Here is a 20,210-nt window from a genome sequence, read left to right as displayed (position 1 = left end):
GATGGGGATCAATCTCGAACAAATGTCGCGAAAAGAGCTGTTGGCTTTACGTGACGATATAGACAAAGCGCTTGTAAGCGCCGAAAAACGCGAGCGGAGTGCGGCTTTGAAGGCTGCTGAAAAAGCAGCGGCAGAGTTTGGTTTTTCGCTGTCTGAATTGTCCAGCGACGCGCCTCGTGGCGGAAAAGCGCCTAAAACGAAAGCGAAATATCGCAATCCGTCGAACCCGGACCAGACGTGGTCAGGTCGTGGGCGCAAACCCCAATGGGTGCATGACGCCTTAAATGCGGGATCCGATATTTCTGAATTGGAAATTTGATCAGGGTAAGTTGAACAAATGACCATTCACATTGGTGCCGAAAAAGGCGAAATCGCAGAAACCGTTCTTTTGCCCGGAGACCCTTATCGGGCAAAATGGGCTGCAGAGACTTTTTTGACCGATGTAAAACAGGTCAATGACGTTCGGGGAATGCTTGGTTTTACCGGCAATTGGAAAGGACATCCTGTAACGATTCAGGGCAGCGGCATGGGGATGCCCTCTCTTTCCATTTACGTCAATGAATTGATCCGTGATTACGGTGCAAAAACTCTAATCCGTATCGGTTCATGTGGCGGCATGCAGGACAGTGTGAAACTGCGCGACGTTATTCTGGCGATGACATCTACCACGCTCAGCACTCCGTCGCGCGGCATCATGAAAGAGTTGAACTTTGCCCCCTGTGCTGATTGGGGGTTGTTGCATTCTGCGGCAGCGGCAGCAGCGGCAAAGGGGACGCCAACGCATGTTGGTGGAATCTACTCGTCCGATGTCTTTTATGACGAGCGCCCGGACCTGAACGAACAGATGGTGCGTCACGGCATTCTGGGCGTCGAGATGGAAGCCGCAGAACTGTACATCTTGGCGGCACGCCACAAGTGCAGGGCTTTGGCTGTACTCACTGTTTCCGATCACCTTTTGACCGGAGAAGCTCTGCCGTCGTCTGAGCGCGAGCGGAGCTTTGGTGACATGGTGGAAATCGCCCTTCAGGCGGCTTTCCCGAACACCTGACAAATGGCAGGCACCACCAGGTGCCTGTCGGATTTATCGCCCATGCGTGCGATCATAACCATTGCGCGCCGGGCTTTCCCAACCTTTCAAATCACCTTCAGCGGGTGCGAATGTTTCGACCAGCAGCGGGAAACAGGCCGCCGTGTCCGAGGAATGCTCGGACGAACAATACCCGCCTGGGCAGGCGCTCAGATTGCCAAGCAGATCAATTTCGGCAAAGAATTCAAGATAATCACCGGGGCGCACAGGTGAGGCCTTCATAAAATATTGACCCGTATCGCGGGTAAACCCGGTGCACATAAAGACATTCAGCACGTCATGCACTGCAAGTTCAGCTTCGGTCAGCGGAAGATCCAAATGATCCGCAAGCGCGCGGGTCAGGTTTGAATGGCAGCAGTGGTGGTATTGCGTACCCGACAACAGGTTGCCCGTATACGGATCACACCGCGTACCAATAACGTCATGGACCGACCCGCCAAAGACGTCGATTCCGTACCATTCCAGTGTGTCTTCAATGATCGTGGCCATAGGGCGCAGATGGGGAAAACTGGACCACATCTGTTCTCCGGTGGTCAGATGCGTTCCATGCAAGGCGCGGGTTTTACCTGAATAGAACCGTTCGGACAGGTCATTGCGGTTCCATATGTTCAAATCACCGACCTGTGGGCCTTCGACGGACGTAATTCGAAAGAAATGCCCTGCCGGCACCTCAAAACAGCGCGCATCGCGCGGGGGAACCAGAACCTCGCCGGTTTTGATTGCGCCTTGGCGCAGGGTTCGCATCCACGACACATCAGGTCGCGGTAATGCGTCGTTCGGGTAGCAGATTACGGGGGCCAGCGCGCGACGCGCCTCAGCATCTTCGGGAACGGGGACAGGGCGTTCAGAACGTGTCATGCGATGCAGACTGGCGCATAACTCTGCCTGCGAAAAGCAGATAATTAGTTGTCGCGCGCCCTCGAACACCGCAAAGGCTGTTCCTGAGAAGTGATTTCAGCGCCGCAGAAGCTACACCGCCAGACACCATGGCTTTTGTCTTGGCGCCACCGACAATTACGCGTCAGCGTAGAATGACGGGCGCGCCAGACAAAATAGCCTAATACACCGGCCGCCAACAGAAGCAGAAGAACAGGCATTGCCTTGCTTTGCCGATTAGCAGTCGTAGTTCAAGTCTTACGGCCCGTATCAGGCTGCGTTTGCGTATTCGAACAACTCAGGTTCTTTGTCAGCTTTCACGGGTTCTGGCACGTAATACGCCCATGCCTGCTCAAGCAGTTCCAACGCTTCTTGGGCGTCGGTTTTTTGTTTGGAAGTGTCTTTGCTCATTGGAGTGATCCTGGCTTAATCTCATCACTCCTCCCTGCCCAAAAAATAAGGCAACGCAGCCAAGGCCGCATCGCCTAATTTTGCAAGTTGGGCATGCGTTTATCGCAAAACGCAGTGGCGCTTAAACAGCGCGTTCGACCATCATCTTTTTGATTTCAGCAATCGCCTTGGCCGGGTTCAGACCTTTGGGGCAGGTCTTGGCGCAATTCATGATGGTGTGACAGCGATACAGCTTGAACGGATCTTCCAGCTCATCCAGACGTTCGCCTGTGGCCTCATCGCGGCTGTCGATAATCCAGCGATACGCATGCAGCAACGCGGCGGGGCCAAGATACCGGTCACCGTTCCACCAATAGCTGGGGCACGAGGTTGAGCAGCTGGCGCACATCACGCATTCATAGAGACCATCCAGTTTCTTGCGGTCCTCAATCGACTGCTTCCATTCCTTCGCGGGACGGTTGGTCTTGGTTTCCAGCCAAGGCATGATCGAAGCATGCTGCGCATAGAAATGGGTCAGATCAGGGATCAGGTCCTTGACCACCGGCATATGCGGCAGCGGATAAATTTTCACGTCGCCCTTGATCTCGTCCATGCCGTAAATGCAGGCCAACGTGTTGATCCCGTCGATATTCATCGCACAAGAGCCACAGATGCCTTCGCGGCAAGACCGGCGGAAGGTCAACGTTGGGTCGATCTCGTTCTTGATCTTGATCAGCGCGTCCAGAACCATCGGGCCGCATGTATCCATGTCGACGAAATAGGTATCAACACGCGGGTTCTGACCGTCATCGGGGTTCCAGCGATAGATCTGGAACTTGCGCACATTGGTGGCACCGTCCGGCTTGGGCCAGGTCTTGCCGGTGGTAATCCGGGAATTCTTGGGCAGGGTCAGTTGAACCATGTCAATTCTCCATTCAGCACAAGGCCGCCTTTCAGCCTGTCCGGGCGCGATCAGACGCCCCTCGATTATAATGCCCCCAGTGGGCAATGTTCACGTCGAAATCCGGCGAGAGCCAGTCCGCAACTCGTTGTGGGTCATCTTTGTCGATATCATAGCGCAGGAAGCGAGGATTTCCGTCGAAATAGGTTTCGACCTCGGTGTGGTGCACATCGTACATATGCGCCCAACCCTGTTTCACCTCATTAGCTGTCTGTCCGTTGGCCTTGCAGCATCGCTCCAGATAGCCACCACCGGAATGGCTGGCCCTTGAGTTGATCCAATCCTCGCGATTGCGCGTGTTCAGCAAAAAGTATGCGCTTGGATAAGCCGCGTGCAGCTCGCGAAAGAAACGCGAACCGTCCAGCATGAAGCGCGAATTGACAAAGGCAATGTCGGTGAAGGCCCTTACCGCGCCGAACCCATCCAAGGGCCTGCGCCCCATGGCAATATTGGTCATCATGCGATGCGCAAGGTTTTGGCCTTGCTCATCTTCCCAATGCACGGATGGGATTCCGCTGTTATGGAACAGCTTGTGAAACGAGGTCGTCGCACAGCGATTCAACCCGATCAGGATTATCTTTGGATCGCTTGACCCCGACTTCAAAACTTCGACCGTCATGACAAGCACCACGCACGCGCCATCCGCAGGCTGATTGCCTGCATCAGGATCACGGGTATTTGGCGCTTGTGCGTCATTGCCTGCTTTCCCTGCCCTTAGAACGTCCGCGCTTTGGGCGCGATTTTCTGAAGGCTGATACCGCCCTGTTCCTCGGTCGTCAGCGGATCAACGATGACCGGGCGATAGCTCAGCTCAACTGCGTTGCCGTCAACGCGGCTGACCGTATGCACGCGCCAGTTTTCATCGTCACGCTCGCTGAAATCCTCATGCGCGTGGGCGCCACGGGATTCCTTACGCGCCTCAGCACCGACGATGGTCGCCAGCGCGTTGGGCATAAGGTTTGTCAGTTCCAAAGTTTCCATCAGATCACTGTTCCAGACCAACGAACGGTCTGTGACTTTCAGATCGTCCATTTTGGCAGCAATCGCGGTCATCTTTTCGACGCCTTCAGCCATTGTTTTGGCCGTACGGAACACGGCTGCATCCGCCTGCATGGTTTTCTGCATCTCAAGCCGCAAGTCCGCGGTCGCGACCGAACCGTTGGCGTTGCGGACCGCATCGAACCGATCAAAGGCTTTGTCGACCGACGCCTGATTTAGAACCGGGTTCGGCGCTTCGGCATCAACGACTTTACCAGCGCGGATCGCGGCCGCGCGGCCAAACACCACGAGGTCGATCAGCGAGTTAGATCCCAGTCGGTTCGCACCATGGACCGAGGCACAACCCGCTTCACCCACAGCCATCAAGCCAGGAACGACGGCCGTCGGGTCGTCGGCGGTGGGGTTCAGAACCTCACCCCAATAGTTGGTCGGAATACCACCCATGTTGTAGTGAACAGTCGGCAGAACCGGGATTGGTTCCTTGGTTACGTCGACACCCGCAAAGATCTTTGCGCTTTCCGAGATACCCGGCAAACGCTCGGCCAAAGCTTCGGCAGGCAGGTGCGACAGGTTCAGGTGGATGTGATCCCCTTCCGCACCGACACCCCGACCTTCACGGATCTCCATTGTCATCGAGCGCGAGACATAGTCACGCGGCGCGAGGTCTTTGTACTGGGGCGCATAACGCTCCATAAACCGCTCGCCTTCCGAGTTTGTCAGATAGCCACCCTCGCCGCGCGCACCTTCGGTGATCAGACAGCCCGAGCCGTAGATGCCGGTCGGGTGGAACTGCACGAACTCCATATCCTGCAGGGCCAGACCTGCGCGGGCCACCATACCGCCACCGTCACCGGTACAGGTATGGGCCGAAGTCGCGCTGAAATATGCCCGGCCATAGCCGCCTGTCGCCAGAACAACCATCTTGGCGTTGAAGACATGCATCGTGCCGTCGTCCAGCTTCCAGCAGACGACACCCTGACATTGCCCATCCTCGGACATGATCAGGTCGATGGCGAAATATTCGATGTAGAACTCGGCGTTGTTTTTCAGCGATTGACCATACAGCGTGTGCAGGATCGCATGACCGGTCCGGTCGGCGGCAGCACAGGTGCGCTGTACAGCGGGGCCTTCGCCAAACTCAGTCGTATGACCACCGAATGGGCGCTGATAGATCTTGCCTTCTTCGGTGCGGCTGAAGGGCACGCCGTAATGCTCCAATTCGTACACGGCTTTGGGCGCTTCGCGCGCGAGGTACTCCATCGCGTCGGTGTCACCCAACCAGTCCGACCCTTTGACCGTGTCATACATGTGCCACTGCCAGTGATCCGGGCCCATATTCGACAAGGACGCCGCGATACCACCCTGAGCCGCCACTGTGTGCGAACGGGTTGGGAAAACCTTTGTTACACACGCGGTGCGCAATCCCTGTTCCGCCATGCCCAAGGTCGCCCGCAGACCGGCCCCACCGGCACCGACAACGACCACGTCATAGTCATGCGTTTCGTATTCGTATGCAGCCATTTCTTTCAGCTCCGGGAGTTAAAGGGCAATGCGCGCGATGGCGAAAATGCCAGCCGCTGCCGCGCCATAAGACAGGCAAGTCACCAGAATAATCAGGACCTTTTCGAGCGTGCCGTGAACGTAGTCCTCAAGCATCACCTGCGCACCGTCTGCGAAGTGCTTGAAGCCAACTGCCAGCGTCAACGCTGCAACAATCGCGGGGAAGGGACGTGAATAGTAGTCCAGAACCACATCAAACGGCTGACCCAGAACCGGGCCAAATGTAAAAACAAACAAAGGCACAAGGATCAGCAACGCCACCGAGCTGACTTTCATCGCCCAGAAATGGGCTGTGCCGGATTTTGCCGAGCCAAGGCCAGCGGCGCGTTTGCGGTCGGTCAGATAACGCATGTCAGGCCTCCAATCACGCGACGATGACAAGGGTCAGAAGGGTCAACACAACCGATCCGATGACGACGGCCCAACCCAGCTTGGTCGCTGTGGGAAGGTCCAAGCCAACCGCGTTGTCCCAGATCAGATGCCGCACGCCCGCCAGCGTGTGATACCACAGGCCCCAAACGGACAAAGCCATAACCAGATCCCCAAGCACCGAGGTAATCACGCCATTCGCCACGGCGAACGCCTCGGGCGAGGTTGCTGCGGCCAGAAACCACCAAACAATCAACAACGCCGCCAGTAGGAGTGCGTTACCAGTGATGCGTGTCAGGATGGAAGTGACCGACGTCAGCTGAGGACGATAGATCGACAGATGCGGCGAAAGTGGGCGGTTGCCCCGATTTACATCGGCCATGGCGGCTCCTTTTCGGTTGGCTACCGAACGTTTTACTGTTTTTTGCGACACTGTCACGTGCTGCGGTTGCAAAAAACAGCAAATTCACGTCAAATCAGTTGATATTCCCCATATGTGATCACACAAAATAATGTTGTGATCACATATTATATTCCTCATTATCAATGTTAGCGTTTTCAAAGGCAAACGGATGTGATCACGAATCTTTTGTCATGTCACTTCAGCTCTGCGGTTTGCTGCGTCACTTCGCGCAGCAGTTTTCTGCGAATTCGTTCCGGATAGTCCGCGAACCCTGCTGCCGAAACGACAAAAGCACCCTCACCCACGATGACATTCTCAAAGAAATAGGCCGTCAGATCCGGTTCGCTTTCCTCTATGGCCAAGGCATTGACCACAACGCCTCGATCTCGCAAGGCCGCGTGAACTTGCGTCGGCTCGACCCCTTCATTGGATACCCCGTCACCTGACAAATCGATCAGATGCCGGGCGCAGTGGGAAACCGGCTCGAATGAATCGAGCGTTGTTTGAAGCGCTTCCCCAATCGCGGTTGAAAAATTCCGCCAGATACGCGGATCAGCAGAAACTTGATCCGCAAACCGATCCAAAGCTGCGAAACTGTCGATACGGGTCCAAGGGATCGTTATCTGCTGACGCGACGACCCCGTCCATTGTACCAGCATCAACTGTGCCTGCCCCTGCACCAAAGCTTCGGATACAATCGGGTCGCGCAGTCCGGTAGCTAGCCCGTCCATCTGGATCCGATATTCGCTGCTATCGACCGAGCCGGACACATCCACAGCCAAGGCCAAAGCCAGATCACAGGCCTGAGCCGCCGGGGCCAGGCAGACGCCGGCCGATATCGCGCGCAGAAAGTGCATGGTGCAAACCTAGCACGGCTAACACGCAAGTGGTTCACATAACCGTCAGAACTCTTATTGCGGCATAAGCGCCCAATAATCGAGATCCAGAAGAACATCGGGCAAATACCGTCCCTCGTCGTTCTTCAATGCAAACGGAGCGCCCCCTTTGGTTGCCACCAATCGCAGCCGAATCGCACCCACGCCTGGTACGCCGGTTTCCGCTTTGTCCAGAACTTCGGACCACGCCTTGATGGTATCTCCTGCAAAACAAGGGTTTGCATGTGCGCCGCCGTTCAGGCCAACGATCATCTGCGCATTTGCCAAGCCATTGAACGACAGGGTCCGCGCCATCGAAATAACATGACCTCCATAGATCAGCCTGCCTTCGGGCCGGAACGTCAGGTCGAAATGCACTTTGGCCGTGTTTTGCCACAGGCGTGTGGCCAGCATGTGCTCTGCCTCTTCCACGGTGACACCGTCCACATGGTCGATGGTCTCACCGATGTCGTAGTCGCCCCAGCGGTGCGGCTCACCCGCCAAAGCAAAATTGTAATTCGAGAAATCAAGACCCTCGGGCACGATTAGATCCTGCGGATCAAGAACCTTTTTCAACTCGGGAACAACTGTTTCGGGCGCCGGCACGTCGACATTTGCTTTGCGCACCATAACCCAACGAACATATTCCAGCACAACCTCGTCCAACTGGTTCAGCCCGCGTGTGCGCACCCATACGACGCCAGTTTTTCCGTTGGAGTTCTGCTTGACCCCGATCACCTCGGACACAGAGCGCAGGGTATCTCCAGCGTACACAGGTTTCAGCCAGCGGCCCTCGGCGTAGCCAAGATTGGCAACCGCGTTCAACGAAACATCCGGCACGGTTTTGCCGAAAACCAGATGGAAGGCGACCAGATCATCAATCGGGCTCTCCGGCAAACCACAATCCCGGGCAAATTCGTCCGACGAATACAGGGCATGACGCGCAGGATAGAGCGCGTGATACAAGCCGCGCTCTCCCTCGGTCACTGTACGCGGTACCGCATGTTGCAGCACCTGCCCGACGGAATAATCCTCGAAAAAACGTCCCGGATTTGTTTTTGCCATTACTGCTGTCCCAGTTTCATTTCAGGGGAATAGTCCGCCTCGACCTCTTTGGTCACGGCCTGCGCACAACGCATAACGTTGTTTGCTATGTCGAAGGCATAGGACGGGTCGCCATACAGCTCCCACCCTTTGGCCAGCGCGTCAGACACTTTGTGGCAGAAGGCCGATGTGTCTTCCTCGGTCAACAAACGATAGAGTTTTGCCATCTATCAGGTCCCTATGAGCCGAAAGGAGACGGACCGACCAGCCCATGGATATAACCGATAATCCCCAGCAGCACGATTGAAGCCACAAAGAACATCGCGTCTTTGCCGTAAGTGCCAGGCTCAGCCGGTGTCCATTCGGGCTCGGACTTGTTGATCACGATCACTTCGACCACGGCCCAGGCCAGAAGTCCACCAAACAGGATGATCGACACCAAATCGCCGTTCACCAGCAAATGCGCAAAGGCCCACAGCTTGAAACCGCCCAGCATCGGATGACGCAGCTTGTTCAACAACCGTCCCTTTGTACCGGCAGGACTCATCATGTAGATCGCGATCAGCACCAACAGGTTGTTGACGTGGATCAGGAATGTCGGCGGCGCCCAGACAAAGATGAAATCGGTCATACGATAGCCGAAGACCATCAGCAGGATCGACGCGACCAGGGCCAAAGCGACGGCGCCTTTACCCCCGTCGCCCATCGCGGCTCGACGTTCAGGTGCGACGCGTTTGAACAGATGTGCCGCCCACCACAGCGCCACGCCAAGGATCAGAAGAACAAAGCCCATGCTGGCTTACCCCGCTTGCAAAGCTGAAATTGCCTCTGCTTTTGCCAGAATTTCGCGGGCTGTTGCAACGTGCAGGTTCTCAACAATTTTGCCATCGACGACAGCAACACCCTGCCCTTGCGCTTCAACTTCTTCAAACGCCGTGATCTGGCGTCGGGCCAGATCGATCTCGGCGTCAGACGGCGCATAGGCGGCATTTGTGATCTCGACCTGTGCGGGGTGGATCAGTGTTTTGCCATCAAAACCCATGTCACGACCCTGCGCGCATTCTGCGGCCAGACCTTCGCCATCCTTGAACGCGTTATAAACGCCATCAACGATGATCAGACCTTCGGCCTTGGCAGCCAGCAGGCACAGGCCCAGCGAGGTCATAAGTGGCAGACGGTCAGGGCGAAAACGAGTTTGCAGTTCCTTCGCCAGATCATTGGTGCCCATCACGAACCCGGCCATCAGGGGATGGGCTGCGATTTCAGGCGCGTTGAGCATCCCGCGCGGCGTTTCCATCATGGCCCAGATCGGCATATCTCCGGTAATTGCAGCCAGAGCATCGACGTCGGCTGCCGAGTTTACTTTGGGCAGAAGGACAACGTCGGCATCCATGCCGCGCACCGCCTCTGCATCAGCACGACCCCATTCGGTGTCCAACCCGTTGATCCGCACGATCTTGACCCGCGCGCCATAACCACCAGCCGCCAAAGCCGCCTTGAGCGTTTCGCGTGCATTTTCCTTCTCGTCCGCCGCGACCGCATCTTCCAGATCAAAGATAATCGCATCCACAGGCAGAGTGCGGGCCTTGTCCAGTGCCCGGTCTCTCGAACCCGGGATGTAAAGAACCGAACGATAGGGGCGCTGACGAGGATCCATGGACCACTCCCATTGAAATAAAGTTGCGCGGAATGGGGCATTTTTTGCCGGAAAGTTCAAGAAGAAATTTGCCGCAGCGCAGCAAAAGCGACGCAACGTGCTTTGCCTTAACCGAATTTCGTCGCCTCCGCCCCAGCCTGAGCAACAGATGGAATCGAAAGGGCTACGGGATGGAAAAGACACTGCTTAAGATGACAATGGGTCTGGGGATCATGGTTCTGGCGGCACAGCAGGTGCAGGCTCAGGGCCAGAATTGTGCGCCGCGAGAGGATGTACTGAAGCGATTGCATGAAATCTATGGCGAAGAACGCAGGGGCTTTGGGCTGGCCCGGCAAGGCGCGGTTATGGAGCTCTTCGCTTCGGGCGAAAGCGGCAGTTGGACGATCACGGTGACCTTGCCAAACGGAATCACGTGCTTGGTGGCCTCCGGTCAGGCCTATGAGGAAGTCGCGGACGCCCTGCCGCCGAACGCCTGATTACGTAAGCGCGTCCCAGATCAGTTTGCTGCCCGTCAAGGTCAGCAACACGTAGGCAATTCCAAAGAAAAGGCGCTCAGACATCATGAAATGCGCTCGAACGCCAAGCCACGCGCCTAGAATGGCAAAGGGTGTCAACAACATGTCGGCCAGCGCCGTGTGCCATGTGAACAAACCCAAAAACGCGTAAGGCACAAACTTTGTGATGTTGATAACCCAAAAAACCAGCACAGTGCTGGCCTGAAACTCGGTCTTCGACAGTTTTTGGGACAACAGGTATACCGCGGCGGGCGGACCTCCTGCATGACTGACAAAACTGGTGAAACCGGCGACCAATCCGGCAAAAAGCCCGGCCGACGGTGGCAGGCGATTGGCAAATCCACGCACCCAGCCTCTGGTCTGTGCAATGTGCCAAATAACGAAACCGACCGAAATGCCACCGATCAGTAGTCGCAACAGATCATTATCCGTTGCCTTATACAGCCAAGCACCCAGCGCGACGCCCGGTACTGCGCCCAAAATCAGCAGGCGGGAATCCGGCCAACTCCACCGCTTCCAATAGGGGCCCAGCGTGGCCACGTCGATCACCATCAGGATCGGCAGCATCAGAGCCAGGGCCTGCCCGGGTTCCAGGATCAGCGCCAGAATCGACGAAGACGCAAAGGCCACACCCGAGCCGAAACCTCCCTTTGATATGCCCGCAAAAACCACCGCAGGGATCGCCACTGCAAAAAACATCAGGTTTAATTCGAACATGCGCCGGTTCCGGTTTTGGCTTGTCTCAAAGGCCCTTTAGCGCAACCACACCGGGCTCTGCAAACGGTATGCGGTTGTATGCCACGTCGCAGAACCCTTGCCTATTGCCGTTTTAGCGACTAGCACGACCGCGATTTCAAAACCGACCGGAGATATTCCAAATGGCCAGACCCAAGATTGCGCTGATCGGCGCGGGGAACATCGGCGGCACGCTTGCGCATCTTGCAGCTGTCAAAGAACTGGGTGACGTAGTCCTGTTTGACATCGCTGACGGGCTGCCGCAGGGCAAGGCGCTCGACATCGCAGAATCCGGCCCATCCGAAGGCTTTGACGCCTCGATGAAGGGCACAAGCGACTATGCCGATATTGCTGGCGCGGATGTGTGCATCGTGACCGCTGGTGTGGCCCGCAAGCCAGGCATGAGCCGCGATGACCTGCTGGGCATCAACCTGAAAGTCATGAAGTCGGTCGGTGAAGGCATCGCCGCTCACGCACCCGATGCCTTCGTGATCTGCATCACCAACCCGCTGGACGCAATGGTTTGGGCGCTGCGCGAATTCTCGGGCCTGCCGCACAACAAGGTTTGCGGCATGGCAGGCGTATTGGACTCGGCGCGCTTTGCGCATTTCTTATCGGAAGAATTCAATGTTTCGATGCGCGACGTCACCGCTTTCGTTCTGGGTGGTCACGGCGACACCATGGTGCCTTCGGTGCGCTATTCGACCGTAGCCGGTATACCACTGCCCGATCTGGTTGAGATGGGTTGGACCACGCAAGAGAAGCTGGACGCCATCGTTCAGCGCACCCGTGACGGTGGTGCCGAAATCGTTGGCCTGCTGAAAACAGGTTCCGCTTATTACGCGCCTGCCACTTCGGCAATCGAAATGGCCGAAGCTTATCTGAAAGACCAAAAACGCGTTCTGCCTTGCGCTGCCTACTGCAGTGGTGAGTTGGGTGTTGACGGTCTGTACGTTGGCGTCCCGACCGTAATCGGTGCAGGTGGCGTAGAACGTATCGTCGACATCAAACTGAACGAAGACGAACAAGCCGGTTTCGACAACTCGGTCAACGCCGTTAAGGGCCTGATCGACGCTTGCAAAGGCATCGACAGCTCGCTGGCTTAAACCAGCACAAATTCTCAGGCTAAAAGCCGGCCCATTTCTGGGCCGGTTTTCTTTTGCCCAGATCAATCAGGGTCGCGAATGTTGGCGCAAACGTCGCAAATCCTTTTTTTTGAATGTGATTTCCGGTGCCTGCACTGTATTTTCGAATCAATCGATCACGCGGCAAATTTTGTGATCACACCCTAAAAAGCCGTGATCACAAATGGCGAAAATCTTCACTAAAATCCTCTTTGCCGTCAAAAAACCCTTTAAACTTGCCCGCTAGACACCCCTATAACGGTTAAACGCAGTCAGACGGGACAATTTCGATGAACATTCACGAATATCAGGCCAAGGCTCTTCTTCGCAGCTATGGCGCTCCGGTTTCCGATGGTCGCGCCGTGCTGCGCGCCGAAGAAGCCAAAACCGCAGCCGGTGAACTGGACGGCCCCCTGTGGGTGGTCAAGGCGCAGATCCACGCAGGCGGGCGCGGCAAAGGCTCTTTCAAAGAGGCCGACGCCGGTGAAAAAGGCGGTGTCCGTCTGACCAAATCGGTTGAGGAAGCGGCTGAGGAAGCCAAGAAGATGCTGGGCCGTACTCTGGTCACACATCAGACCGGCCCCGCAGGCAAGCAAGTCAACCGCATCTACATCGAAGCTGGTTCGGGCATCGAACGTGAACTGTACCTAGCCCTTCTGGTAGACCGCCAGACCAGCCGCATTTCGTTTGTCTGCTCGACCGAAGGCGGCATGGACATCGAAGAAGTCGCCGCTGCGACGCCCGAGAAAATCCTGTCATTCTCGGTCGACCCGGCCACCGGATACCAACCTTATCACGGCCGCCGCATCGCCTTCTCGTTGGGTCTGGAAGGCGCACAGGTCAAGCAATGCGTCAAACTGATGAACCAGCTCTACAACGCCTTCGTCGAGAAGGACATGGAAATGCTGGAGATCAACCCGCTGATCGTTTCGGACAGCGGCGACCTGAAAGTGCTGGATGCCAAGGTCGGTTTCGACGGCAACGCGGTCTACCGCCACCCCGACATCGCCGAGTTGCGCGACACGACCGAGGAAGACCCCAAGGAGCTGGAAGCCAGCAAATATGACCTGAACTACATCGCGCTGGACGGTGAGATCGGCTGTATGGTGAACGGCGCGGGTCTGGCGATGGCCACCATGGACATCATCAAGCTCTATGGTGCAGAGCCTGCAAACTTCCTCGACGTGGGCGGCGGTGCAACCAAAGAGAAAGTCACCGAGGCGTTCAAGATCATCACCTCGGACGAGAACGTCAAAGGCATTCTGGTCAACATCTTCGGCGGCATCATGCGCTGTGATGTGATTGCTGAGGGCGTTGTCGCCGCGGTGAAAGAGGTCGGCCTGCAGGTTCCGCTGGTCGTGCGTCTGGAAGGCACGAATGTCGAAAAAGGCAAAGAGATCATCAACACCTCTGGCCTCGACGTGATCGCGGCAGACAACCTGAAAGACGGCGCCGAGAAGATCGTGAAAGCGGTTAAGGGATAGTAAGTCTCGAATGGTTGCTTTTCTCGACAAATACAACATTGCTTATTTTGGTGTCCACAAAGCTGCTGGAACATCCATTAAGCATGTCCTTTATAAAATCGAGACTGGTAATGAGTGGGATGGAAAGATCACGGAACTCCATCCCCGCTATCCGACCAGGCCAGTCCGACAGAGCGATTTTGAGAAAGCCCGCGATTATTGGAGTTTTGCAGTTGTTCGCGATCCAATAAAACGGTTTCTGTCTGGTTACCAAAATCGTGTGCACGATTTTGAGGACCTAAAAAAAGTACCTGTCGGTTCGGAGCATCAGAACAAGCTGATTGGCAAATTGTTCGGAATGCGAAATCAGCAACCGTTCAAAGGTTTCAAGACCAACCCGACGATAGAAGAGTTCATACGAGACTATGACAAATATTGTGACGTAAGCCGTGTAATGTATCTCCATACTTGTCCCATTGATGTTTTTCTGGGGCAAGATATTGGCTTCTTCGACGCTGTTTATACGACGTCCGAATTAGACAGGCTGGCTGCTGATTTGTCTGAAAGGCTGAACACTACCGTTCACATTGGTCGCAGAAATTCCAGCAGCACTACGCCGCCACGTTTCGAGGATTTATCCAAGGAATCCAAAGATTTTTTGGTGCGACATACACAAGCAGACTACGAACTGCTTGGGGCGTTTTTCCCCACCGGGCAAAACCTTATCAACACTTATGAATAGCGCCACGCAGGCGAGTTAACCCAAACAGGAGCACGAAGGAATGGCAGTCCTAATCGACCAAAACATCAAAACGATCCGTCGGAGCGCTATCAGCCTGACGACCAGATCGCCTTTGGTGTGGGCTGTCTGATCTGCCTGAAAAACTTAAACGCATGACCATCCCCATCTTCCTCATAGGTCTTGAACGCGCCACAGGGCGGGCGCGTTTGATGGAGCAGGAGCTGCAAAAGGCAGGCCTGTCAGCGACGCGCGTTAATGCTGTTGATTGCGACGCCGCCACCCGCGAGGATTTCCTGCGCGAGTGCAAGGCCGAGGGGCCGTGGGGCTATTTCCACACCAAGGACATGGCCTGCACCCTCAGCCATGCCAAAGCGTGGGAGGCATTGATCGCCTCGGGCGCTGAACAAGCGTTGATCCTTGAGGATGACGTGTTCCTGAGCCCGGAATTGGCCGATTGGCTGAATGACCCATCTTGGTGGCCCGCGGATGCTGATATCGTCCGGTTTGAACGCTGGCGCAGCACCAAGCTTTATGTCGCGCTTGGGCGCAAGCGCTTGATCCATCTGGGGCGCGAACTGCGCCTGATGCGATCGCGTCATCCCGGGGGCGCGGCGTACGCGCTGACGCGACAAGCGGCGCAGCATTTTCTGGCGCAGAAACCCTATGACATCACGTTGGACGGGCTTTTGTTCAATCCATCAGCTTCGGCTGCGGCGCGTCAGACCAACATCTATCAGGTGATCCCGGCCATGGTCGAACAGGGCAACGAAGCCCCCGGCGAATACAATATGGGGGCACCCCGCAGTCGGCCCACAGGCTGGCCATTGGTCCGGCAAAAGATCCGGCGTGGCATTGCTGAAATCAGCAGCGGGCTGCGTACCACGGCCAATCTGGCCCTGGGCCGTGCCACGCTCGAGAAAATATCCTATGCGCCGCATGTTCTGCCGGCGACTGAACCTAATCAATCCAACACCGCCTAGAGAAAGGGACAAAATGGCAGTCCTCATCGACGAAAACACCAAAGTGATCTGTCAGGGCTTTACCGGCTCGCAAGGTACATTCCACAGCGAACAGGCCATTGCCTATGGCACCAAGATGGTCGGCGGCGTGACCCCCGGCAAAGGCGGGATGGAGCATCTGGGCCTGCCCGTGTTCAACTCGGTCCACGAGGCCAAGCATGTGACCGAAGCCAACGCCTCGGTAATCTACGTGCCTCCGCCCTTCGCGGCTGACTCGATCCTCGAAGCGATTGATGCCGAGATGGAGGTGATCGTCTGCATCACCGAAGGCATACCGGTTCTGGACATGATGAAGGTGAAGCGTGCGCTGGAAGGCAGCAAGTCGCGCCTGATCGGCCCGAACTGCCCCGGTGTCATCACGCCCGATGCCTGCAAGATCGGCATCATGCCCGGCCACATCCATAAGCGCGGCTCGGTCGGCGTTGTGTCGCGTTCGGGCACCCTGACCTATGAGGCCGTCAAACAGACCACCGATGTAGGTCTGGGTCAGTCCACCTGTGTAGGCATCGGCGGCGACCCGATCAAAGGGACCGAGCATATCGACGTGCTGGAATGGTTCCTGGCCGACGACGAGACCACATCGATCATCATGATCGGTGAGATCGGTGGCTCAGCCGAGGAAGAAGCTGCGCAGTTCCTGGCGGATGAGGCCAAGAAGGGCCGCAAAAAGCCAACCGCTGGTTTCATCGCAGGCCGCACGGCCCCTCCGGGCCGCCGCATGGGCCACGCGGGCGCGATTGTCGCCGGTGGCAAGGGCGGTGCCGAGGACAAGATCGAAGCCATGCGCTCGGCCGGCATCGTCGTGGCCGAAAGCCCCGCGCAGCTGGGCGAGGCTGTGCTGGAAGCGATTGGCTGATATGGCAGCTTCGGCTGTCTAATCCGGGAGGAACGAAACACATGACCTTTAGTGAGGCTGTAAGAACGTGTTTCTCCAAATTCTTCACTTTTTCGGGCCGTGCATCGCGGCCCGAATATTGGTTCTTTTTTCTGTTCGTCGTGATCTGGAACTTGATCGCCGGGATCATCGACTGGCAGTTCTTCACGCAGGTCTCGGTCACTGAAAGCGATGAGGTGAAATCCGTCACCGCCACGTCCAGCCAACCGGTCCAAAGCATTGTCGGCCTGATCGTCTTTTTCCCCCATCTGGCCGTTGCATGGCGGCGGATGCATGACACCGGGCGCAGCGGGCTTTACGCCTTACTGCCGATCCTTTTGATCCTTGGGGCCTTTGCAGTTCTGATCTTTGGCATTGGCCTTGCCAGCCAGTTCCACGGCGGAACGCTCGACATTTTGTTTACCCGCGCAACATTGCTGATCGTCATTCCGACACTTATCGTTCTGGTGGTGTCGCCCCTTCTGGTGCTGTGGTGGCTGACCCGCCCCAGCCAGCCAGGCACCAACCAATACGGTCCCAACCCACATGAGGTAGCCCAATGACCGAACACTCGCCCAACTCTGCCTTTCATGCTTCAAGCTTCATGCAGGGGCATAATGCCGAATATCTGGAACAACTTTACGCCCAGTACACCAAAAACCCCGGTGCCGTAGACGCGGCCTGGGTTGAGTTCTTCAAGGCTATGGGTGACGCCGCGCCGGACGTTCAGAAAGAGGCCGAAGGGCCGTCTTGGGCGCGGACCGACTGGCCGCCCATGCCTGCCGATGATCTGACCGGTGCACTGACCGGGGAATGGGCCGAGATTGACGCCAAAGCGGCGGGTAAGAAGATCAAGGACAAGGCGGCTGACAAGGGCGTTGAGGTCAGCGACGACCAGATCAAACGCGCCGTTCTGGACAGCCTGCGCGCCCTGATGCTGATCCGAGCCTATCGGATCCGGGGCCATCTGGCCGCTGATCTGGATCCGTTGGGGATGCGCGCTGCAACCAATCACCCTGAGCTGGATCCGAAAACCTACGGCTTCACCGACGCCGACATGGACCGGCCGATCTTTATCGACAACGTTCTGGGGCTTCAGGTTGCCTCGATGCGGCAGATCGTCGAAATCGTAAAGCGGACCTATTGCGGCACCTTTGCGCTGCAATACATGCATATCTCGAACCCCGAAGAAGCCGCTTGGCTGAAAGAGCGGATCGAAGGGTACGGCAAGGAAATCGCGTTCACCAAGGAAGGCCGCAAGGCGATCCTGAACAAGATGGTCGAAGCCGAGGGCTTTGAGAAATTCCTGCACGTCAAATACATGGGCACCAAGCGCTTTGGTCTGGACGGCGGTGAAGCGCTGATCCCAGCGATGGAGCAGATCATCAAGCGCGGTGGCGCACTTGGCCTCAGCGACATCGTCATCGGGATGCCGCACCGGGGTCGCCTGAACATTCTGGCCAACGTGATGGGCAAACCGTACCGCGCCATCTTCAACGAATTCCAGGGCGGCAGCTTCAAGCCCGAGGACGTGGATGGTTCGGGTGATGTGAAGTACCACCTCGGGGCCTCCAGCGACCGTGAGTTTGACGGCAATTCTGTGCACCTGTCACTGACCGCCAACCCCTCACACCTTGAGGCGGTGAACCCGGTGGTTCTGGGCAAGGTTCGCGCCAAACAGGATCAGCTTGGCGACACGGATCGCACCAAGGTCATGGCCATCCTGCTGCATGGCGACGCAGCCTTTGCCGGCCAGGGTGTCGTGGCCGAAGGGTTTGGTCTGTCTGGTCTGCGCGGTCACAAGACCGGCGGCACCATGCATATCGTAGTAAACAACCAGATCGGCTTTACCACTGCGCCGCACTTCTCGCGCTCGAGTCCCTATCCGACGGATATCGCGTTGATGGTTGAAGCGCCGATTTTCCACGTGAACGGGGATGACCCCGAGGCCGTGGTGCACGCGGCCAAAGTGGCGACCGAGTTCCGCCAGAAGTTCCACAAGGATGTGGTTCTGGACATCTTCTGCTACCGCCGGTTTGGTCACAACGAGGGCGATGAGCCCATGTTCACCAACCCGATCATGTACAAGAGGATCAAAACGCACAAAACCACGCTGTCTCTGTACACCGAGCGTTTAGTCAAAGACGGCCTGATCCCCGAGGGTGAGATCGAGGACATGAAGGCCGCCTTCCAGGCACATCTGAACGACGAGTTCGAGGCCGGAAAAGATTATAAGCCGAACAAAGCCGACTGGCTGGACGGGCGCTGGTCGCATCTGGACAAGAACAAAGACGAATACATGCGAGGCGAGACCGCGATCACGCCCGAGACTCTGGCCGAGGTTGGTGGCGCTCTGACCCGCGCCCCGGCCGGATTTGCCTTGCACAAAACCGTTGGGCGTCTTCTGGACCACAAAAAGCAGATGTTTGAATCCGGCACTGGTTTTGATTGGGCCACCGGTGAGGCGCTGGCCTTCGGATCACTATTGACCGAAGGGTACCCGGTGCGTCTGGCCGGGCAAGACGCCACCCGTGGCACGTTCAGCCAGCGCCACTCGGGGTTCATCCATCAGGAAACAGAAGAGCGTTACTACCCGCTGAACAACATCCGCCCAGGCCAGTCGCACTACGAAGTGATTGACTCGATGCTGTCCGAATATGCTGTGCTTGGGTTTGAATACGGCTATTCGCTGGCCGAACCCAATGCGCTGGTCCTTTGGGAAGCTCAGTTTGGTGACTTCGCCAATGGTGCGCAGATCATGTTTGACCAGTTCATCAGTTCTGGTGAATCCAAATGGCTGCGGATGTCCGGTTTGGTCACACTGCTGCCGCATGGGTTCGAAGGGCAAGGCCCCGAACACTCATCCGCGCGTCTGGAGCGGTTCCTGCAAATGTGTGGTCAGGACAACTGGATCGTGGCGAACTGCACGACACCCGCGAACTATTTCCACATCCTGCGCCGACAGCTGCACCGCACCTTCCGCAAACCGCTGATCCTGGTGACACCCAAATCGCTGCTGCGCCACAAACTCGCGGTCAGCAGAGCCGAAGAATTTACCACCGGCTCCAGCTTCCACCGGGTGTTGTGGGACGACGCCCAACAGGGGAACTCGGACACCGAACTGGTGGCGGATGACAAGATCAAACGTGTCGTGCTGTGTTCGGGCAAAGTGTATTATGACCTGCTGGAAGAACGTGACGCGCGCGGGATCGACGACATTTATCTGCTGCGGATCGAGCAGTATTACCCCTTCCCGGCCCATTCGCTAATCAACGAGCTTGAGCGGTTCAAAGAGGCCGAGATGGTCTGGTGTCAGGAAGAGCCCAAAAACCAGGGTGCCTGGTCCTTTATCGAGCCCAATATCGAATGGGTTCTGACCCGGATCGGAGCGAAACACAAACGTCCGGTTTATGCCGGTCGCGCAACCTCGGCCTCACCCGCGACGGGTCTGGCCAGCCAACACAAAGCCCAACAAGAAGCGCTGGTTAACGAAGCGCTGAGCACCAAAGGAAAGTAA

23 protein-coding genes are annotated in these 20,210 nt (G+C 56.7%); 10 read left to right on the top strand and 13 right to left on the bottom strand.

From position 1 onward, the window contains the following. Nucleotide 1 precedes the first annotated feature (1 nt). On the top strand, nucleotides 2-319 hold the full coding sequence (locus GOV85_RS14090; protein ID WP_171179162.1) for an H-NS family nucleoid-associated regulatory protein: 318 nt from the start codon (nucleotides 2-4) through the stop codon (nucleotides 317-319). An 18-nt stretch (nucleotides 320-337) separates the two neighbouring features. Next, the gene (gene deoD / locus GOV85_RS14085; RefSeq protein WP_171179160.1) at nucleotides 338-1,048 is read left to right on the top strand and encodes a purine-nucleoside phosphorylase; all 711 of its coding nucleotides are present in this window, start codon (nucleotides 338-340) and stop codon (nucleotides 1,046-1,048) included. A 33-nt stretch (nucleotides 1,049-1,081) separates the two neighbouring features. On the opposite strand, the gene GOV85_RS14080 is transcribed toward deoD, so the two are convergent. The 12 genes from GOV85_RS14080 to GOV85_RS14025 form a co-directional block, all read right to left on the bottom strand. Next, a complete protein-coding gene (locus GOV85_RS14080; RefSeq protein ID WP_171179158.1) occupies nucleotides 1,082-1,945 on the bottom strand; it encodes a DUF1989 domain-containing protein in 864 nt (287 codons plus the stop codon). A 288-nt stretch (nucleotides 1,946-2,233) separates the two neighbouring features. Continuing rightward, nucleotides 2,234-2,374, bottom strand: a complete 141-nt coding sequence (locus tag GOV85_RS14075; RefSeq protein ID WP_171179156.1) for a hypothetical protein — start codon at nucleotides 2,372-2,374, stop codon at nucleotides 2,234-2,236. Nucleotides 2,375-2,495: 121 nt separating this feature from the next. Further along, nucleotides 2,496-3,275, bottom strand: coding sequence for a succinate dehydrogenase iron-sulfur subunit (locus GOV85_RS14070; RefSeq protein ID WP_152456842.1), 780 nt, complete (start codon nucleotides 3,273-3,275; stop codon nucleotides 2,496-2,498). A gap of 31 nt (nucleotides 3,276-3,306) precedes the next feature. Continuing rightward, on the bottom strand, nucleotides 3,307-3,933 hold the full coding sequence (locus GOV85_RS14065) for a sulfotransferase (RefSeq protein WP_171179154.1): 627 nt from the start codon (nucleotides 3,931-3,933) through the stop codon (nucleotides 3,307-3,309). Between the two features lie 95 nt (nucleotides 3,934-4,028). Continuing rightward, nucleotides 4,029-5,834: a succinate dehydrogenase flavoprotein subunit gene (gene sdhA, locus GOV85_RS14060; RefSeq protein ID WP_171179152.1), complete on the bottom strand. Its 1,806-nt coding sequence runs from the start codon at nucleotides 5,832-5,834 to the stop codon at nucleotides 4,029-4,031. 18 nt (nucleotides 5,835-5,852) lie between these two features. Then, entirely contained in the window at nucleotides 5,853-6,224 is a 372-nt protein-coding gene (sdhD, locus tag GOV85_RS14055) for a succinate dehydrogenase, hydrophobic membrane anchor protein (RefSeq protein WP_050604070.1), read from the bottom strand. Nucleotides 6,225-6,237: 13 nt separating this feature from the next. Continuing rightward, on the bottom strand, nucleotides 6,238-6,624 hold the full coding sequence (gene sdhC, locus GOV85_RS14050) for a succinate dehydrogenase, cytochrome b556 subunit (protein WP_170346368.1): 387 nt from the start codon (nucleotides 6,622-6,624) through the stop codon (nucleotides 6,238-6,240). Nucleotides 6,625-6,839: 215 nt separating this feature from the next. Beyond that, nucleotides 6,840-7,502 carry a DUF1194 domain-containing protein gene (locus GOV85_RS14045; protein WP_171179150.1) on the bottom strand — a complete coding sequence of 221 codons (663 nt, stop codon included), beginning with the start codon at nucleotides 7,500-7,502 and terminating at the stop codon, nucleotides 6,840-6,842. Between the two features lie 54 nt (nucleotides 7,503-7,556). Further along, the gene (locus GOV85_RS14040) at nucleotides 7,557-8,585 is read right to left on the bottom strand and encodes a MaoC family dehydratase (protein WP_171179148.1); all 1,029 of its coding nucleotides are present in this window, start codon (nucleotides 8,583-8,585) and stop codon (nucleotides 7,557-7,559) included. Further along, complete coding sequence (locus tag GOV85_RS14035; protein ID WP_171179146.1) at nucleotides 8,585-8,791, bottom strand: DUF1737 domain-containing protein; 207 nt, start codon at nucleotides 8,789-8,791, stop codon at nucleotides 8,585-8,587. The genes GOV85_RS14040 and GOV85_RS14035 overlap by 1 nt, the downstream gene beginning before the upstream one ends. Nucleotides 8,792-8,802: 11 nt before the next feature. Beyond that, nucleotides 8,803-9,357, bottom strand: coding sequence for an NnrU family protein (locus tag GOV85_RS14030; protein WP_171179144.1), 555 nt, complete (start codon nucleotides 9,355-9,357; stop codon nucleotides 8,803-8,805). Between the two features lie 6 nt (nucleotides 9,358-9,363). Continuing rightward, a complete protein-coding gene (locus tag GOV85_RS14025; RefSeq protein WP_171179142.1) occupies nucleotides 9,364-10,221 on the bottom strand; it encodes a CoA ester lyase in 858 nt (285 codons plus the stop codon). Nucleotides 10,222-10,391: 170 nt separating this feature from the next. Between GOV85_RS14025 and GOV85_RS14020 the strand changes: the two genes are divergently transcribed. Beyond that, nucleotides 10,392-10,697 (top strand): hypothetical protein, encoded by a 306-nt coding sequence (locus GOV85_RS14020; RefSeq protein ID WP_171179140.1) that lies wholly within the window; start codon nucleotides 10,392-10,394, stop codon nucleotides 10,695-10,697. Here GOV85_RS14020 and GOV85_RS14015 read toward each other — a convergent pair whose 3' ends face one another. Then, a complete protein-coding gene (locus GOV85_RS14015) occupies nucleotides 10,698-11,453 on the bottom strand; it encodes a sulfite exporter TauE/SafE family protein (RefSeq protein WP_171179137.1) in 756 nt (251 codons plus the stop codon). Nucleotides 11,454-11,614: 161 nt separating this feature from the next. Between GOV85_RS14015 and mdh the strand changes: the two genes are divergently transcribed. From mdh to GOV85_RS13980, 7 genes are all read left to right on the top strand, one after another. Beyond that, the gene (mdh, locus tag GOV85_RS14010) at nucleotides 11,615-12,577 is read left to right on the top strand and encodes a malate dehydrogenase (RefSeq protein ID WP_171093679.1); all 963 of its coding nucleotides are present in this window, start codon (nucleotides 11,615-11,617) and stop codon (nucleotides 12,575-12,577) included. A 308-nt stretch (nucleotides 12,578-12,885) separates the two neighbouring features. Continuing rightward, nucleotides 12,886-14,079, top strand: coding sequence for an ADP-forming succinate--CoA ligase subunit beta (sucC, locus tag GOV85_RS14005; protein ID WP_171179135.1), 1,194 nt, complete (start codon nucleotides 12,886-12,888; stop codon nucleotides 14,077-14,079). A 10-nt stretch (nucleotides 14,080-14,089) separates the two neighbouring features. After that, nucleotides 14,090-14,800, top strand: a complete 711-nt coding sequence (locus tag GOV85_RS14000; RefSeq protein ID WP_171179133.1) for a sulfotransferase family 2 domain-containing protein — start codon at nucleotides 14,090-14,092, stop codon at nucleotides 14,798-14,800. Between the two features lie 152 nt (nucleotides 14,801-14,952). Then, a complete protein-coding gene (locus tag GOV85_RS13995; protein WP_171179130.1) occupies nucleotides 14,953-15,780 on the top strand; it encodes a glycosyltransferase family 25 protein in 828 nt (275 codons plus the stop codon). A 13-nt stretch (nucleotides 15,781-15,793) separates the two neighbouring features. Then, nucleotides 15,794-16,675 (top strand): succinate--CoA ligase subunit alpha, encoded by an 882-nt coding sequence (gene sucD / locus GOV85_RS13990; protein ID WP_171093685.1) that lies wholly within the window; start codon nucleotides 15,794-15,796, stop codon nucleotides 16,673-16,675. Between the two features lie 41 nt (nucleotides 16,676-16,716). Then, nucleotides 16,717-17,256, top strand: a complete 540-nt coding sequence (locus GOV85_RS13985) for a DUF805 domain-containing protein (protein WP_171179128.1) — start codon at nucleotides 16,717-16,719, stop codon at nucleotides 17,254-17,256. Next, nucleotides 17,253-20,210 carry a 2-oxoglutarate dehydrogenase E1 component gene (locus GOV85_RS13980; RefSeq protein WP_171179126.1) on the top strand — a complete coding sequence of 986 codons (2,958 nt, stop codon included), beginning with the start codon at nucleotides 17,253-17,255 and terminating at the stop codon, nucleotides 20,208-20,210. Before GOV85_RS13985 ends, GOV85_RS13980 begins: the two co-directional genes overlap by 4 nt.

This window comes from Ruegeria sp. HKCCA4633, from assembly GCF_013034605.1.
Taxonomy (GTDB): Bacteria; Pseudomonadota; Alphaproteobacteria; order Rhodobacterales; family Rhodobacteraceae; genus Ruegeria.
Note: the sequence above shows the minus strand (reverse complement) of the source record. Positions and strands in the feature narration are given on the sequence as shown.